The organism is Devosia riboflavina (genome assembly GCF_000743575.1).
GTDB classification, from domain to species: Bacteria; Pseudomonadota; Alphaproteobacteria; order Rhizobiales; family Devosiaceae; genus Devosia; species Devosia riboflavina.
This window is the reverse complement of the sequence record NZ_JQGC01000001.1, coordinates 110609-128304: the sequence shown is the minus strand read 5'-3', so window position 1 is coordinate 128304 and position 17696 is coordinate 110609. Positions and strand designations below refer to the sequence as shown.

Annotated in this window: 13 protein-coding genes; 10 read left to right on the top strand and 3 right to left on the bottom strand. The window is 60.9% G+C overall.

Features of this window, described 5'->3' with window-relative positions; all coding sequences use genetic code 11:
• Nucleotides 1–12 precede the first annotated feature (12 nt).
• Complete coding sequence (locus JP75_RS00540; protein ID WP_035077669.1) at nucleotides 13–1929, bottom strand: DUF5054 domain-containing protein; 1917 nt, start codon at nucleotides 1927–1929, stop codon at nucleotides 13–15.
• Between the two features lie 10 nt (nucleotides 1930–1939).
• Entirely contained in the window at nucleotides 1940–2980 is a 1041-nt protein-coding gene (locus tag JP75_RS00535) for a LacI family DNA-binding transcriptional regulator (RefSeq protein WP_244446226.1), read from the bottom strand.
• A gap of 305 nt (nucleotides 2981–3285) precedes the next feature.
• Between JP75_RS00535 and JP75_RS00530 the strand changes: the two genes are divergently transcribed.
• The 8 genes from JP75_RS00530 (at nucleotide 3286) to JP75_RS00495 (ending at nucleotide 12157) form a co-directional block, all read left to right on the top strand.
• Nucleotides 3286–4635 (top strand): extracellular solute-binding protein, encoded by a 1350-nt coding sequence (locus tag JP75_RS00530; RefSeq protein WP_035077663.1) that lies wholly within the window; start codon nucleotides 3286–3288, stop codon nucleotides 4633–4635.
• Between the two features lie 181 nt (nucleotides 4636–4816).
• Nucleotides 4817–5719 (top strand): carbohydrate ABC transporter permease, encoded by a 903-nt coding sequence (locus JP75_RS00525; RefSeq protein WP_035078402.1) that lies wholly within the window; start codon nucleotides 4817–4819, stop codon nucleotides 5717–5719.
• Between the two features lie 3 nt (nucleotides 5720–5722).
• Nucleotides 5723–6553 (top strand): carbohydrate ABC transporter permease, encoded by an 831-nt coding sequence (locus JP75_RS00520; protein WP_035077660.1) that lies wholly within the window; start codon nucleotides 5723–5725, stop codon nucleotides 6551–6553.
• A 6-nt stretch (nucleotides 6554–6559) separates the two neighbouring features.
• A complete protein-coding gene (locus tag JP75_RS00515) occupies nucleotides 6560–7663 on the top strand; it encodes an ABC transporter ATP-binding protein (RefSeq protein WP_035077657.1) in 1104 nt (367 codons plus the stop codon).
• Nucleotides 7664–7666: 3 nt separating this feature from the next.
• The gene (locus tag JP75_RS00510) at nucleotides 7667–9070 is read left to right on the top strand and encodes a CehA/McbA family metallohydrolase (protein WP_035077654.1); all 1404 of its coding nucleotides are present in this window, start codon (nucleotides 7667–7669) and stop codon (nucleotides 9068–9070) included.
• 3 nt (nucleotides 9071–9073) lie between these two features.
• Nucleotides 9074–9928 (top strand): sugar phosphate isomerase/epimerase family protein, encoded by an 855-nt coding sequence (locus JP75_RS00505; RefSeq protein WP_084587337.1) that lies wholly within the window; start codon nucleotides 9074–9076, stop codon nucleotides 9926–9928.
• Nucleotides 9925–10992: a Gfo/Idh/MocA family protein gene (locus JP75_RS00500; protein ID WP_035077651.1), complete on the top strand. Its 1068-nt coding sequence runs from the start codon at nucleotides 9925–9927 to the stop codon at nucleotides 10990–10992. Before JP75_RS00505 ends, JP75_RS00500 begins: the two co-directional genes overlap by 4 nt.
• Before the next feature lie 154 nt (nucleotides 10993–11146).
• Entirely contained in the window at nucleotides 11147–12157 is a 1011-nt protein-coding gene (locus tag JP75_RS00495) for a LacI family DNA-binding transcriptional regulator (RefSeq protein WP_051960041.1), read from the top strand.
• A gap of 148 nt (nucleotides 12158–12305) precedes the next feature.
• Here JP75_RS00495 and JP75_RS00490 read toward each other — a convergent pair whose 3' ends face one another.
• Nucleotides 12306–13331: a LacI family DNA-binding transcriptional regulator gene (locus JP75_RS00490; RefSeq protein ID WP_084587335.1), complete on the bottom strand. Its 1026-nt coding sequence runs from the start codon at nucleotides 13329–13331 to the stop codon at nucleotides 12306–12308.
• 211 nt (nucleotides 13332–13542) lie between these two features.
• On the opposite strand from JP75_RS00490, the gene JP75_RS00485 reads away from it, so the two are divergent.
• Together JP75_RS00485 and JP75_RS00480 are read left to right on the top strand one after the other, a co-directional pair.
• Nucleotides 13543–16323 (top strand): glycoside hydrolase family 2 protein, encoded by a 2781-nt coding sequence (locus JP75_RS00485; protein WP_051960039.1) that lies wholly within the window; start codon nucleotides 13543–13545, stop codon nucleotides 16321–16323.
• A gap of 279 nt (nucleotides 16324–16602) precedes the next feature.
• Nucleotides 16603–17685: an ABC transporter ATP-binding protein gene (locus JP75_RS00480; protein ID WP_035077643.1), complete on the top strand. Its 1083-nt coding sequence runs from the start codon at nucleotides 16603–16605 to the stop codon at nucleotides 17683–17685.
• Nucleotides 17686–17696 lie beyond the last annotated feature (11 nt).

Here is a 17696-nt window from a genome sequence, read left to right as displayed (position 1 = left end):
TCACCCTGAGGACTACTGGAGCGTCAGCACGAAGCGGAATTTTGCGGCGCCTTCCCACCACATGGGGAAATTGGTGCCCCATTTGTTGTTATAGAGATTGACGCGCAGGCCGCCCGAGAAATCCGGGCGTTCGGGCTGGAAGGGGATGAAGGGCGCGGTGGCGGGGGCGACGAGGGCCGCATCGAGGAGGGTCAGGTTCAGTATCTGCCCGGCAGCGTCGGTCTCGACGGCCTCGACTGCCTGTAACTGTCCGCCGCCCTTGCGGGCTATGGCTGAGCTCTCGTGCCAGAGGCCGAGCTTCTTGAGACGCCAGGTTTCGCTGCCTTGTGGAGTGAAGCGGAAGAAACCGGCTTCGGGCATGCGGTTGGCGGGTTTGTCGCGCAGGGTCAGGGTGATTTCCACCTGACGATCGCCAAGGCCGCGCAGCGTGATGTCGCAGCGGGCCGGGGCGCCGATTTCGGCATGGGCGGCGGCGGGCAGGGTGGCGATGGCAGTGGCGCCATTGGCGCCAACCAAGGCGGGCGACACGGTTTCCGTTCGTGCCGTCTTTGCTTTGTCGAGGCCGGGCTTGTCGTGATCGAGAATGGCCCATTCCTGGCGGTGCTGGAGATAGGAGTCGAGGTGCTTTTGCAACTCGGTCCAATCGTAGCTTTCGTGGGTGTAACCGAAGAGCACGCCGTTGCTGCCGGCGATACGTGTGCCGCCGGGCGCGATTAGCGCCGCAACGCTTCCGGTGGTCGGATCGAGCTCGGCGGTCCAGTCGCCATCGCTCAGGCTATTTGCGCTGCCTGCGGGCTCCGCTGTCGGAGTAGCCGTGGTCTCGCTGAGCACGCGATCTGCGGCCTGCCGGTCGGTGGTGTCGAGTTCGGCGAGCGCAGTGTCGATATAGGACCGCTGCTCGGCCCAGGATTGCTCGGAATAGGCGAAGCGATAGTCGTTTTTGCGGGCAGTGTCGAAATCGGCGCGGTCCCAGGCCTTGTCGTCGCGGAGATAGGTCTTGATGTCGACGCCCCAGGTGTGTTCGGCAATCTGGGTCAGGTTGCGGCCGAAGGCGCGGCGGGCTTCGGTCGGTTCCCAGCCGTCATAGAGTCGTTGCAAGGCGCGAAAACGGGCGAGCTTTTGCGGGTCAGTGGCGGTGCCGTGGATCCAGCTATCGCCGATTTCCTCAGTGACGATTGGAAACGCCTCGCGGCGTTTCCACATCTCCGCGCCGAAAGCGTCGAGCGTCGAGGCCGTGACAATGGCATCGGGATTTTCATGGCGGATATGGCGCAGGGCTTCTACCGTCTGGCCGACGCTTTGCGGGCCGATATTGTCATTGGTATGCGCGAAGCTAAGGCCGATTTCCGGGCCGGCGGGAAAGTCCGTTGCACCATAGGAGGCCTGGTACATCACCACGATCTCCTCGCCACCTGGCGCCTGCCAGCGGAAGATCGGCGGCACGTCGGGGACGGGGCTCGCCGTGTTGACGCCCAGATGGAGGAAATTGACCCCAGCCTCGGCGAGCAGCGGCACCATGCCCAGCGTATGGCCCGGCACGTCAGTCATCTTGGCCGCCGCGGTGTGGCGTCCAAAACGCTGGTCGAGTTCCTGCGAGAAAGAAAGTCCGGCCCGGAAGAGGGCTGGCGACATCAGTTCGGTATGGGTGGTGAAGGGGAGGGCATGCCAGGTGATCAAGCCGCGCTCGATGGCGCGTTCGAGTTTCTTGACCTGTGTGGCATCCTGAGAATTCAGGTGATCCCAAATGAGCCAGGCGCCCGTGGTCCAGATGAATTCGGGCTGTTCGGGGTTTTCGGCGTAAAAATGCTCGCCGGTTGCGATGGCCTGGGGGATGAACTGATTGTGGTACTGCGCGCGCACGCGGGCGGCGTGATCGGTGAAGCCGATATCGAGATGAGTCTTGAAAACGAGATGAATCTGTCTGGTCATGGCAAAAATTTCAGCCGACCGTGCCGCGCACGACGAGCCTGGTGTTGAGGGTTTCCTGGAAGCCAGGAGCGTCGGGAGTGGTGAGGCGGCGGAGGATCAGCCGAACGAGGGCGCGTACGCGCTCGTCGAGATCGAATTTCACCGTAGTGAGATTGTAGCTTTTCCAGTGGGACTGGGCGATGTCGTCAAAGCCAATGACCTTTACATCTTCGGGCACGCGCAGCTTCAGTTCGTGACGGAGGGCGTCGATGACGCCGAAGGCGCCGACGTCATTGGCGGCAAAAATGGCATCTGCACCTTCGCCGACGCGGAAGAGATCAATGGTTGCCTGATAGGCCGCGTCATAGCTGAAGTCGCCACCCGCGACGACCGGCGGGGCAAGACCGCGCTCGGCCATGACCTGGCGCAGCATGCGTTCGCGGGCGCCATTGGCGCGCGATTTTTCAGCGCCCGAGAGATAGGCGATACGCTTTGCCCCAAAGCCCTGCAGCAGAGCGACCGCCTGTTCGACGCCATCGCGCTGCAGCACATTGAGGCGATCATGCAGCGGTTCGTCGCCGGCATCGTCGGCAAGCTCTGCCTGCGGGTAGTGAATATAGATGGGCACCGCACGGTCCAGGAAACGGGCAAGGGTATGGGGCTTCACGTTTTCGACGAAGGCGATGACCGAGTCCGGATTGAAGCCGCGCATATAGGCGAGCAATTGCTCGTCCATGGAATAGTCGGTGCGCGTCTTGAACAGTAGCGTGGCAAACCCTTCGGCCTGCAGTGCCGTTGTCAATGCGTCGATTTCCTGGCTTTCCCAATGGCTGCACACATCGGGCACGATGACGCCGACAAGGTGCGACCGGCCGCTCACCAGCGCGCGGGCCGCCCGGTCCGGCGTGTAATTCAGCTCCTGCGCGACTTTCAGGATCAGCTCGCGCTTTTCGGGCTTGAGCGAGGTATGCGGGTTAAAGGCGCGCGACACGGCAACGCGCGAAACCTTGGCCCGCGCGGCAACCATTTCTGCGGTCGCCCGGCCACGCGGAGCCTGTTCGCTCTCGGTCACGACAATCCTCCTATTCACTCGCTCAGAGTGAAAACGTGTTCAATTCAATGGCTGTAAGGGAGCCGGGAGTCAAGTTAGCCGTGAAGTGCCTGACTCGCAATCACGACCGGCATTGTCACTGCAATGTCTTGGAAACCTGCGATGCAGCAGATGTGCTTACTGCGTCCGTTTTCCCGTCCGCGAATTCTCCGCATTGACGAGAATTGAAAACGTGTTCATTCTATGATGGTCGGATGCGAGGAGCGTTCTGGCCAATATCGGCTACCGGAGAATTCGGAGCCACCATTTCGGGAGGATTTTCTACGATGAACAATCGTATGCGCGCGCTTGCGCTCGGCCTTATCGGCGCCACCTCGGTCGCCATTCCTGCCTTTGCCGTGGATATCAATGTCACCTGCCGTTGTGTCATCGGCGGCGTGAATAGCGGCACCGCCCAGTGGATCGAAGAAAGCGTTATTCCGGCCTTCGAGGCGGCCCATCCTGACGTCAATGTGGTGCTCAACCAGTTCGGCGGCGAAGACGCGCAGCTCACCCAGCAGCTCGCCCTTGATTTCTCGACCGGCGCCGGCCCCGATGTTTCCGCTTTTGACGGCTTCCTCATTCCCTCGTTCGTTGAGGGTGGGCTCCTGAAATCGCTCGATGAAGTCGCTGGCCCGGAAGTCAATGACTGGTCGGGTTGGGCTGCGCTTTCGGACGGTTCGCGTGCGCTGATGGAATATCAGGGCAAGTTCTACGGCATTCCGCTCGGCACCGACGTGCGCATGATCCATACGCGCAAGGACATCCTGACCGAAGCCGGCATCGACGCCGACACCTGGCAGCCTACCTCGTGGGAAGAGGTGCTCGACGCCGCCCGCGCCATCAAGAAGATCAAGCCCGACAGTTTCCCTATCCAGCTCAATGCCGGCGTCGCCATGGGCGAAGCCACGACCATGCAAGGCTATTGGCTGGCGCTTCTGGGTACGGGTGAGGGCGTGACCGACGAGAACGGCAAGTTCATCGTTTCGAGCCAGGGCATTCTCGACACGCTCAACCTCTACAAGACCATCTATGTCGACGAGCAGCTCGGCGACCAGCGCGCCCAGCTTCTGGCCGATGGCCGCAACCGCTCCTTCGCCAATTTCCGCGATGGTGTGACGGCGCTGCTGTTCGAGGGCGACTATTTCTACCGTTCGGTCACGCCGGAAGGGTCGGAATTCGCCGTGCCCAACCGCGACGAAGTCATGGGATGGGTCAAGGTTCCCGCCAAGGAGCCTGGTGCCGGTATTCGCGGCCAGGATTTCGTGACCATTTCGGGCGGCACGGGTTTCGTCATCAATCCGGCGACGGACGCGCCCAAGGAAGCCTGGGCTTTCCTCTCGTTCATGAACGAGCCGGAAATGCAGAATGCTTTCCAGGCGATCCAGCCGCGCATCACGGCGCGTACCGATATTGAAATCCCGAACAGCCCGTTCCTGACGGAAGCCAGCCAGGCGCTGCTGCCGCTGACCACGGCGCGTCCGAACGATCCCAACTACAATGCAGTGTCTTCGGAAATCCAGCGCATGACCGAAGCCGTGGTTTCGGGCGAGCTCTCGCCTGAGGATGCCATGGCTCAGTACAAGGCGGCAGTCATCGCCATTGTCGGCGAAGACAATACCGTCAGCCTGCTCTAGTCCTCCCTCGCCGATCCGGTGCCCTTCGGGGTGCCGGGTTTGCGGGGAGTTTCCTGCCGTCGCCGCACTATTGCGGCGGCGCGACCGGTCACATGCCGGCATGTCTGCATGTGCTCACGACTGACCCAGACCTATGGGGCCATCCATGACCACCGAACCCATCGAGGCCAAGCCGAAGAAGGTGCGCAATTTTGCGCTGCTCTCCAATCGCGCCGGTGCTGCTTTCTTGACGCCAGCCGGCCTCCTGGTCTCGGTCTTCGTCATCGTGCCCTTCTTCTGGGTGATCTTTGTTTCCTTCACCAACCGGACGCTGCTGGGGCGCACGGCGCTCAATCCCGAATTCGTGGGGCTAGCCAATTATCTGTCCCTGTTTGATCCGGCCACCTTCTTCCAGCGCGGGCAATTCGGCTTTTCGCTGATCCTGACGACGCAATTCGTCCTGGCGTCGGCGCTGCTTGGGCAGGCGCTGCTAGGCCTGCTGCTCGCCTGGCTGATCCAGACCGTGCCGCCCTGGGTGAAGCGCATCACCGAAACTTTCGTCATTGCGGCGTGGATCCTGCCCGAAGTGGTCATCGGCTTTGCCTGGTTCGCCTTCCTCGATCGCGACCAGGGCACGCTCAACATGCTGCTCGAAGGTTTTGGGCTCCCCAAGGGGGACTTCCTCTTGCAGCAACCCTTCTGGGTCATCGTGGTGTTCAACACCTGGCGCGGCGCCGCCTTTTCGATGATGCTGTTCAACTCGGCTTTTTCGTCGATCCCACCAAGCTATTTCCAGGCCGCCGACGTTGCCGGTGCCTCGTCATGGCAGAAATTCCGCGACATCGGCCTGCCGCTCATTCGCGGACATATCGTCACCGACCTCATCCTCATCACCATGTGGACGTTCAACACTTTTACGCCGTTCCTCCTCACCAATGGCGGGCCGAGCTACCGAACGGAACTGGTCTCGATCTACAACTATCGTGTCGCCTTCCAGGATTTCCAATTCGGCAAGGGCGCGGCGGTGGGCGTGATCATGATGCTGATCAACCTGGCTTTCGCGCTGGTCTATCTCAGCATAGGCCGCAAGAAGAAGGTGCGCTGAGACATGAAGCTGACCATTCCTGCCTTCGTCGGCCGCATCGCCTTTTCCGCGCTCGCCGCGCTGATCGGCGCCATCTTCGCGCTGCCGCTCCTGTGGTTCCTTTTCGCGCCGTTCAATGCGCGGGCGGAACTGGGGCTGGCTCTGCCGGACCCATGGACGCTCAGTAATTTCGTGACTGTTTTCGGCAATTCCTATGCCGTGCAGGCGCTCTGGAACAGCTTTATCCAGGCGGTGGGTGGCGTCATTCTGGTGGGGGCAGCGGCGACTTTGGCCGCCTATGCGCTCAGCCGTTCGTCCATCCCGGGCAAGGGCGCAGTGACTTATATCCTCTTGCTGTTCTCCTCGGTCGTGTCGGGTTCGGCGGCTATGGTGCCGATCTTCCTGATTATCTCGGCTGCGGGTCTTATGGACACGCATCTCGCCGTGATCCTGACCTTTGCCGGCGGCCTCTTGCCGACCGCCATGTTCATCCTGCGCGATTTCATCGACTCGATCCCAAAATCCTACGAGGAAAGTGCCATGGTGGCGGGCGCCTCGCCCGTGCAGGCCTTTTTCGACGTGGCGCTACCGGTCATCCGGCCGGGCATCGTGGTCGTTGTGGTCTGGGGCTTTGTGAACATCTGGGGCTCTTTCCTGATCCCCTTCATTCTGCTCCGCAGCGACAGCAACATGCCGGCCTCGGTCGCGATCTATTCGTTCTATTCCGAAGCGGGCACGCCCATCGTCACGCTTCTGGCAGCCTATTCGCTGATCTATTCGCTGCCCGTCATCGCCCTCTATCTTTTCGTCAGCTGGAAGTTCGGTTTCCGGTTCTTCGGCGGCATCAAGGCTTAATCATCCATGGCATCTGTTGAATTCAAAAATGTCACCAAGAGCTTTGGCGAGTTCACGGCCGTCTCGGACGTCAGCTTCGATATCGCCGATGGGGAATTCGTCTGTCTCCTTGGCCCCTCGGGCTGCGGCAAGACCACCTCGCTGCGCATGATGGCGGGGCTGGAAACGCCAACTTCCGGGCATATCCTTATTGGCGGGCAGGAGGTGACACATCTTCACCCCAAGGACCGCAACATCGCCATGGTGTTTCAGGACTATGCGCTCTATCCGCATATGAACCTGGCCGACAACATCGCCTATCCGCTCAAGGTGCGCGGCGAGCCGGTGGCGCAGCGCCATGCCCGGGCCAAGCAAGTAGCTGATGTCCTCAAAATTGGTCATCTAATGGACCGTCTGCCGAGCCAGATTTCCGGCGGCCAGCAGCAACGCACGTCGCTGGCTCGCGCACTGGTCTATCCGGCGAAGGTCTACCTTTTCGATGAGCCGCTTTCCAATCTTGACGCCAAGCTGCGCCTGGAGGCGCGTGGCTTCCTAAACCACCTGCAGCGCGACATGGGCATGACGGCCGTCTATGTCACGCACGACCAGGCCGAGGCCATGGCGTTAGCGACCCGCATCGCCGTGATGGATCAAGGACATATCGTGCAGTTTGCCTCGCCGATCGAAATCTATCGCCGACCGGCCACGACCTTCGTTGCGAATTTTGTCGGCAATCCGCCGATGAACCTGGTCGAGGTGGAGGGCGCGCAGGTCGAGGGCAAATTGGCGCTGAAGGCCGAGGGGCTGGCCATTGCCGCCCTTGCGATGACCGATGCTATCGGCAAGGCACTGGCGGCGAGCGGCAAGCTGACGCTGGGTGTACGTCCGGAGCATCTGGGGATCGCGCAGACGGGTGCTACCAACACCATAACGGCGCCGCTCTTTGCCAACGAGAATATGGGGCCGGAAAGCCTTGTCACAATTGATCGTGGCGACAGTGCCCGTGTGACGGCGCGCATCTTTACCGACGATCATCTTGATCTTTCGAAGGTCGTCACGCTGCGTTTTTCCACCGAGCACGTCCATCTCTTCGACAGCACTGGCAAGCGTATTCCGGCCTTGGGAGAATAGGCCTTGAAGACCATTACCGTCTACGTGACCCGCGCCGATCAGGCGCGGAATCCCTATTTCTATATTCCGTTCGAGGTGCCGGCCGGCACGACCCGGATCGATGTGACACTGACCTATCCAAAGGCCGAGGATTGCATCATCGACCTCGGCGCCTTTGATCCACGCGACACCGGATACCCGACCAAGGAAGGCTTTCGAGGTTGGAGTGGTGGCGCGCGAGATCGCTTTTTCCTCGCCACCGACGATGCGACCCCCGGCTATGTCCATGGCGAAATCCAGCCGGGGACGTGGAACGTCATTTTGGGGCTCTACAAGGTTCCCGAGGCGGGTGCCGATGCCAGCGTGACTGTCAGGCTCGATGCATCACCGCGAAAGCTTGAGCCTCAACCGGCGCGGACCTTTCCGGTGCGCAGGCAGGCAGGCTGGTATAGGGGCGACCTCCATTGTCACACCTTTCATTCCGATGCGCGCGGCGCGCCGGAACTGTTGCATGCGGCCGCCAAACAGGCCGGGCTCGATTTCCTCGCCATTGCTGACCATAACACCATCACCCAGCGGCGCTATTTCCATCCGCAGTCTTCGCCCGATCTGGTTTTTGTACGCGGCATGGAGGTCACGACGGCCGAGGGCCATGCCAATGTCTATGGGGTCGACGAGTGGATCGACTTCCGTATGACCAGGCCGTCGGACGCACATGTGCTGGAAAAATTGGTGCATGAGAGGGGCGGCCTGCTCTCGATCAATCACGACAAGCCGCCCATTGCCTGGGAATATGAAATGCCCAAGGCCGACTGCCAGGAAGTCTGGCAATCGACCTGGCTCGCCTGGAACTGGATTGCGCTTGAGCGCTACCAGGAGCGCTTGGCTTCGGGCATGAAGCTTTCGGCGATTGGTGGCTCAGATTTCCATCAGCCTGACCGGTTGATGCCCGAGGGGCCGCTGGTTCTGGCACGACCGACGACGGTGTTCTGGCTGCCGGAATTGAGTGAAGACGCCGTGCTGGCGGCGATGAAATCAGGCTATGGCTATGTAACCGAAAGTCCGAACGGGCCGCATCTCGAAATTCGTGCCGGCGATGTCCCCATGGGCGGCACGACAGCCAGTTTGGCGTCGCTTGATGTCGTCGTCCGCGGGGCCGCGGGCGATCGGCTCGTGCTTATCGACGCCATCGGCGAAGTGGCCGCAGTGGATATTGTCGGCGACGAATTTTCGACCGAGGTCGCCATTGAAAACGCACAAAAATTCATTCGGGCCGAGATCGTTGCGGCGGCGAGCCGCGAACGCCTCCTGGCCGAATATGCGAGCCTGCTCGAAGGGCGCGAATTGCCCTGGCAGCTGAGGAATGTCGACGTCGCCGGCCAGCCCATCCGTCGCGCGCTGAGTAATCCCATCTATATTGGTTCCTGACCCATGCTTATCGGCAACGCGCCCTGTTCCTGGGGCATCGCCTATCCTACCGGCAATCACTATTCCTGGTCGCAATATCTCGACGAGGTGGCCGAGGCCGGCTATCGCGGCACCGAACTCGGTCCGCTCGGTTTTTTGCCTAAAGACGCCGAATTGCTTCGCGACGAACTGGCCAAGCGTGGCCTGACGCTGATTGGCGCGACGCATGTCCACACTTTTGGCGATGCCGCTTCTGCGCCGGTCTTGATGGCGACTTTGCGCGAGCTTTCGACGCTGCTGAAGACGCTGGGGGCCAGGCATCTCGTCATCATGGACGAGAGCAACTGGTATCCGGCCGGCAAAGAAGGCGTGCTTGATGAGGCTGGTTGGCAAGGGCTCGTCGGGATGATCGGTGATGCCCAGAAGCTGGTTGAGGGCGAGTATGGCCTGAAGCTTAGCTTCCACCCGCATATCGGTACTGCGGTGGAGAAGGAGGCGCAGATCGACCGGTTGCTGGCCGACACGGAAATCGACCTCTGCTTCGATACCGGGCACCATGCGTTTTGGGACCAAGACCCTGTCGCCTATATGGAAAAGGTCTTTCCGCGTATCGCCTATATGCACCTCAAAAATGTCGACCCGAAGGTTCGCGCTCGCGTGTTGGCGGGGGAATTGCCTGTCGCAAAATCCTATGGCGCGGGCGTGATGTGTCCACTGCCCGATGGGGCGGTGGATATTCAGGCGGTGATGCGTCTGCTGGCCGAGCGGGGATTTGATGGCCCGATCGTGGTCGAGCAGGATGTTGCCGAGAATGCCAAGGAAACGCCACTACAACTGGCGGCGCGGAACCTGATCTATATGGAAGAGATCGCAGAATGAGCGCGGTCTTGAAGGTTGGTCTCATCGGGCTCGGCGAAGTCGCCCAGCTTATGCACCTGCCGCTGCTGGCGGACGATAATCGTTTCAAGATCAATGCAATAACTGATGTGTCGCCTGGTCTCGTCGACTATGTGGCGAACCGCTATGGCGTGTCGACACGCCATGCGAGCGCCAAGGCGTTGATTGCCGATCCCGAGTTGGACGCCGTGTTCATCCTGACGCCGGATCATCTTCACGCCGAACTGCTGGAAAAGGCCATCCGCTCGGGGAAGCACGTCTTTATCGAAAAGCCTGCCTGCCTGACCGCGGCTCAGCTTGAGCCACTACTGTCGTTGCCGAAACGGCCGGGGCAGGTGGTGTTCGTGGGCTATATGCGGCGGTTCTCGCGGGCTTTTGCGGAACTCAAGAAACGCTTGCCGCCATTGGAAAAAATCCGCCATGTAAGGGTGCGAGATATTATTCGTGAGGCACCGTTTTTCGTCGCGCAGACACGCAATGTCTTCAAGCCCAAAGATGTGCCGGCTGAGGTGATCGCCGAAGGTCGGGCGCGGACCCAAGCCATGTTGCGTTCGGTGATGGGCGAGGACTGTCCGCCGGATGCGCTGCGGGCCTATCAAGTGCTTACGGGGTTGAGTTCACACAGCTTTTCGGCGATGCGCGACCTGCTCGGAGCACCCAAGGGCGTGCGTTATGCGACCCAGCACAATGGCGAAACGGTGATCGCACTTTTCGACTATGGGCATTTTACCGCCCTCTATGAGGCGGTGATCGACGATGTTTCGCGATTCGATGCGGGCATCGAGGTGTTGACCCAGACTCAGCATTTCAAGATGAATTACGATACACCCTATATCCGCAACCTGCCGACGCGGTTGGAAATCACAAGTTCAACGGATACGGATACCGGAACGGACGTCATCGGGCCGATCTATGAGGACCCGTTCCGTATTGAACTTGGCGCGTTTTTCGATAATGTCGTCAATGGGTTACCGGCAAAGACCAGTCTTGAGGATTCCATGGAGGATCTCAAGCTCTTCGCCGAGGTCGGGCGGCATTTTCGCTAATAAACCTTGGCATTCAGTGGCTTGCTAATATTAGCTGATTGTGTATTAGCTTTTTCGGCATCTAGCTCTGAGTGTCATGCCTCCTTCAACCCGCACATTGGCGAAGTCTGTCCGTTCCGGAAAAGAGAACGGGTCGAATTCGCGCCGGGTTACGATGACCGATATTGCGCGGGAGGCCGGCTGCTCCCAGGCGACCGTATCATTCGTCATAAATGATGCCCCGGGGATAAGATTATCGCAGGAGACGCGGCAACGGGTGCTCGAGACGGCGCGGCGGCTGGGTTATGGCTTGCCGCAGGTGAAGGTGGCGGTTGAGGCCAAGAGGGTACGGCGCGCTGGAAGGATCGGGTTTATTGTCGATCAACTGGCGACGAGCCCCGAGGCGGTGCAGGCGATTGAGGGATTGAGCCAGGCGGCGCAGGGGGCGGGGGATCTCGTCTTCGTGTCGCAGAGCCGGAATGACCCCGAGATCGAGGCAGAGCTGATCGAGACCTTTGTCGAGCAGGGGGTTTCTGCGCTGGTCTATATGACCATTTTTACCCGCGAGGTGGAGCTGCCGCTGGCGCTGCGGAACCTCGATGTGCCGGTACTTTTACTCAATTGCTATACGACGGGGCAGTCCTATCCCGCTGTAGTACCAAGCGAAATTGCCGGTGGGCAGCGGGCGACGCATCATCTGATTACGCGCGGACATCGGCGAATTGCGACGATCACGGGCGAAATCTGGATGGAGGCGGCGCAGGATCGGCTGAAGGGTTATAGGCGGGCGCTGGCGACAGCGGATATTCCGTTCGATGCGGACCTGGTGTTCAACGGCGACTGGTCGGCGAGCGCTGGTTACGAGGCGACGCGCAAAATCCTGGATCTGCCCGAGGTGCCAACGGCGATCTTTTGCCAGAATGACCGTATGGCGATCGGCTGTTATGAGGCGCTGAAAGAAGCGGGGTATGAGATTCCGCGGGATATGTCGGTCGTTGGCTATGACGACGAGGAAATTGCGCGGCATTTGCATCCGCAATTGACGACGTCGGTGTTGCCGCATCGGGCCATGGGGCAGTGGATTGCCGAGCAGCTTGCTGATGGGCCGGATGATGATCGCTACCCACTGACCAAGCTGGAGTGCCCGCTGGTGGAGCGCGCTTCGGTGGATAAGCCGCGGGAGTAGCTCTCTCAGTAGAGGTGCTTTGCAGAGCAAAGCCTCGAACCACGGGGGTCGTGGCGCCGAGGCATCGGGGCACGCCCTCGTGGTTCGAGGCTACGCTTACGCTTCGCACCTCACCATGAGGGCTACTGCAAAAGTGAGGTGCGTAGGCCTAGGTCCTTGGCGGCGCTATCGAATTTCGCTCTACAAACTCGCATTCGATCTTGAGTTTCTGCATGCGCTCGTCGGCGTCGAGGTCGTCGAAGCCGTCGAGCAATTGGCCGACGGCCCAGCGGGCCATTTCGTCGTGGGGGAGGACCATGGTGGAGAGGGGCGGGTCCATGCTGGCGGAAATGTCTTCGTTGTCGAAGCCGACGATGGAAAGGTCTTCCGGGATTTGCAAACCAAGGATGCGGGCCGCTTCGTAGCAGCCGATAGCCATGCGGTCGTTGAAGCAGAAGATGGCCGTGGGGCGATCGGGGCGAGAGAGCAGGGCCAGAGCACGTTCGCGGCCGGCGCGAATGGACCAGCCGCCGAGCGTGACGAGGCTTTCATCGACCGCTAGGCCTGATTTGGCCATGGCCTGCCGAAAACCGTTTTCTCGGTCGACGGCGGCTTCGGCGATATGGTGTTCGCCGGCGAGATGGGCGATGCGGGTGTGGCCGGCCTTGAGAAGCGCTTCGGTTGCCATATAGCCGCCAACGATATCGCCGGGCACGACTGCAGGGTGTTTCAGGCGCTTTTCATAGCAGTTGAGGAGGATCAGCGGCAGGGCTGAAAAGGCATTGGGAACAACGACTTCGCGTGTCATGAGCGTTGTGTAGATGGCGCCGATGGCGTTTTGGGCGACCAGCATGTCCAGGCCTGCCTGTTCGAGGGCTGGGCTGTTGCCGGTGCAGAAGGTGGCGACGGTGACGTCCTGCAGGGCAGCCTCGTCGCGGGCGCCTTCGAGGAATTGCGCGGCGAAGGGCGTGGTCGAGACTTCGTCGATGAAAAGGCCGATGACACGCTGGCGGCCGGCGGGCACGGCGTGGGCCTTGCCGCGGCGATAGCCGAGTTGATCGGCCGCTTCCTGCACTCGGCGGCGGGTGGCTTTCGAGACGCGGGCGTTTGGGACGCCGTTGAGAACCAGCGAGACCGTGGCCTGGGAGACCCCTGCCAGCTCGGCCACTTCGTGCATGGTTGCGCGCTTTTCCACCTGATCTCCCACGGTGCGCCAGATTCCCCTTCTTGTACCTAATTTGCTGACAGACTGGGAACATTTCGGACCGCATTCAGGCGAATTGGTTAGTCCCTCTGCGGTGGTTTTTCACGAGCGAACGCAGCCCCTTTTTTCACCCTCTTGCCAAGCGGGTCGTTTCGGCCATATGGTGATAATAATATAACTAATACGCTTAAGGGTGGAGATTATGAATTTTGGTCGTGCAGTCGCCACGGAGGCCGTCGACGCGCCGCGCAAGAGCTTGTCGCTGGACGGCGTCTGGCAGTTCAAGCACGAGGATGGTGCATGGCGCGAAGCGCGCGTGCCCCAGCCCTGGCAGGCCGAATTCTCCGACCTCGTCGATACCTTTGGCCACGCCGTCTACAAGCGCAGTTTTAGCCTGCCGGCTGGTTGGGATCGGCAGGAGCTGGTGCTGCACTTTGGTGCAGTGAGCTATTATTGCGAAGTGTTCCTCAACGGGCAGAAGCTCGGGAGCCACGAAGGCGCCTTCCTGCCGTTTGAGTTCGTGCTCGATAGCAAGCTGCTGCGCCCGACCAATGAGGTTGAAGTGCGCGTGACCATGCCGTCGGCTGATCACCGCGCCTTCCCCGACTTCCCGTTTGGCGAAGTGCCGCATGGCAAGATTTCCTGGTATGGCCGGATTGGCGGCCTCTGGCAGTCGGTGACGCTGCAGGCGCGCGATGCGCGTCGGCTTGAGGCGGTTGTCATTACCGCTGGCACCGATGGCATCGTGAAGGCTGAGTTGGATTTCTCGGCTGCTGCTGCAGGGCTGCCGGTGGCACTAACCGTGCGCGATGCGGGCGGCAATGTGGTGGCCGAGAGCACGGTGACGGCGGCGTCTTCGGTTGCTGCGGAACTGGCGGTGACGGCACCAAAACTCTGGGGCATCGATCAGCCCAATCTCTATACGCTGACCGTGTCGCTGGGCGACGACGTCGATGTCGTCGAAGAGCGCTTTGGCTTCCGCTCTGTCGAGACGCGGGACGGCAAGATCCTGCTCAATGGCGAGCCGATCTATATGCGCGGCGCGCTGGACCAGGATTACTATCCCGACGGCATCTATACGCCGCCCTCGCTCGAATTTCTGGAAGATCAGGCCAAGAAGGCCAAGGAACTCGGCCTTAATACGCTGCGCTGCCACATCAAGGTGCCGGACCCGCGCTATTATGACGTGGCCGACCGTTTTGGGCTGCTCGTCTGGACCGAAATTCCGAACGTCGCGAACTTCACCTCGAAGTCGGCGCAGCGCATGCGCGACACGATGACGGGCATTCTGAAGCGCGACCGCAACCATCCCTCGATCATCGCCTGGACGATCATCAATGAGGACTGGGGCACCCGCATGCTCGAAAATGCCGAGCATCGGCAGTGGGTGAAGGACACTTATGACTGGCTGAAGGCAGAGGACACGACGCGTCTCGTGGTCGACAACTCGGCCTGCTTCCCCAATTTCCACGTCAAGACCGACCTCAACGACTACCACTATTATCGTTCGGTGCCGGAACGCCGGCAGGAGTGGGACGACATCACTGCGCAGTTTGCTGCGGGTGCTGATTGGACTTTTTCGTCCCTTGGCGATGCGGAGCGGAAGGGTGATGAGCCGCTGATCGTTTCGGAATTCGGCGTCTGGGGTCTGCCTGATCCGAAGAAGCTGCGCCGTGAAGATGGGTCGGAGCCGGATTGGTTCGAGACGGGCTCGCTCTGGGGCGACGGCGTGGCGCTGCCGCATGGCATCGAGGATCGCTTTGGCGCGCTCGATCTGGCGAAAACCTTCGGCTCGTTCGATGCCTTCATCGAGAACGTGCAGTGGTATCAGTTCATGAACCTGCGCTACGAGATCGAGGAGATGCGCCGCTATTCCTCGATCATGGGCTATGTGATCACCGAGCTGACGGACGTGCATTGGGAGGCCAATGGTCTCCTCGACATCGAGCGCAATCCGCGCGTGTTCCACGACGTGTTTGGTTCGATCAACGCCGACGTGGTCATCGTGCCACGGCCGGCGCGTTACTCGGCATATCTGGGTGAAACGCTCGATATCGAACTCAAGATCGGTACCGGTGGCGAGGCCATTCCGGCTGGCGCGGTGTTGCGCTGGAGCGGGGAAGTTTCGGGTTCGATTGCTGTGCCGGCAATTGGCAAGGTTTCGACGGCCGATCTCGGCAAGATCGGCTTTGCCCTGCCTGCGGGCGGCGGCAATCGTATGCTGTCCATAGAATTTGTGCTTGAGGCCAACGGGTCGGTTCTCTCGCGCAATACTTGCGAGATCGCGCTTTATGCAAAGCGCGATACGGCCGGGCGTCCCTCCATCGCCGCTGCCGATTCCTCCCTCGCGAGCTATGCCAGCGGCCTCGGCTACCGTGTGGTACCGGCTGCCGAGGCCGATGTGGTGCTGGTGCACGCCGTGGATGGCGACGATGTCGAAGCCATCAAGGCTGGCGCACGGTATCTGATCCTGGCCGATGGTACGGTGGAGACCAACAAGAACCTCCGCACCGATATGCCGGACGGGGAATTGCCGCATCGCTCGATCGTGGCGGGCGGGAAGAAGTTCCGGCCGAGTCTCGATCAGCATTTGCCGGGGATCAGCCTTGTCGAGCGCGACGGCACGATCTGGCGTGGCGACTGGATTGCCGGGTTCTCGTGGGTGCGCCGCGAGGGTGCGTTTGCGGACATTCCGGGTGGACCGATCTTTGATCTCTCGTTCTCCGATGTGGTGCCGCATCACCTTCTTACAGGGTTCAGGCCCTGGGAATTTGGCAACAACGTTATCGCGGGGATGGTTTGCGGCTGGGTGCACAAGCCGGCGGCGATCATTGGCGAGAAGCGCGTTGGGCGAGGTGGCGTTGTGGCCACGACGTTCAGGCTGCTGCGGGAAGAAGCAGGGGCTGATCCGGTGGCGGCGGCGCTGTTCGATGGGTTGGTGACGACGGCGGCTGAGCTGCCGGTGGATAAGGGAAGCATGTGAGGCACGAAGCTTAGGCGACCAAGGGTTCCCCCTTCTCCCCTTGAGGGGGAAGGTGCCCCGGAGGGTCACCGAATTCGCGAATGCGAATTCGGTTGGGATGAGGGGTACGCGGAGATCACGACTAGCTCCTCTGTGGAGGAGAGAACCCCTCACCCTGACTTTTCGCTGAACGCGAAAAGTCTGTCCCTCTCCCGCAAGGGGCGAGGGGAAGGCCGGTGGGGCGCAGAGAACGCAGACCAAAAGACAGCAAAGCTGCGCTGGTTGAAGAGGAGGAAAGAGATGGCCGATATCGTCCTTCGGGATGTCAGCAAGTCCTATGGCGCCGTGCAGGTGCTGGACAGCGTCAGCATGCATATTCGTTCGGGCGAGTTCATCGTTTTCCTCGGGCCTTCGGGCTGCGGAAAGTCGACACTGTTACGGATGATTGCCGGGCTTGAGGCAGTCAATGCGGGAGAAATCCATATCGGCGATCGCCGGGTGGATCAGTTGCCGCCCAACCAGCGCGGCGTCGCCATGGTGTTCCAGAACTATGCGCTCTATCCGCATATGACGGTGCGCCAGAACATGAGCTTTGGGCTCGAAAATGTCGGCACCGACAAGGGCGAGATCGCCAAGCGGGTCGATGAGGCAGCGCGCATGCTGGAAATCGGGCAATTGCTCGATCGGCGGCCGGCACAGCTTTCGGGTGGGCAGCGGCAGCGTGTTGCCATTGGCCGCGCGATTGTGCGCGAGCCCGATGCGTTCCTGCTCGACGAGCCGCTGAGCAATCTCGATGCGGGCTTGCGGGTGCGGACGCGCGTGGAGCTGGCGCAACTGCACCAGCGCATCGGCACGACGATGATTTTCGTGACCCACGACCAGACCGAGGCGATGACGCTGGCGAGCCGGATCGTCGTCATGAACAATCGCAAGGTCGAGCAGATCGGAACGCCGATGGAGGTTTACTCCAAGCCCGCAAGCCGGTTTGTGGCCGCCTTTGTTGGTTCGCCTTCGATGAACTTCTTGCCGGTGACGGCGCTGGCCGATGTGGGCGGGCGGGTCGTGGTGACGGCGGGTGGCTCGACCATTCCGACGACGATTGCGACTTCGGTGGCGCCGACTGTGGGGCAGGGGCTGACCTTTGGGGTGCGGCCGGAATCGCTGCGCGTTGCGGCTGATGGCGAGATTTCAGGGACCATTGCGCTGGTCGAGCGGCTGGGCGACCGGACGCTGATCCATACCAAGCTCAGCGACGGCACCGTCATCGTCGGGGACGATATCGGCAAGTCGACGCTCGAAGCGGGAGCGCCGGTGCGGCTGAAGATCGATGGCTCGGCGGTGCATCTCTTCGATGCACAGGGCGTCGCCTATCACGCCGACTGAGGAGAATTTCT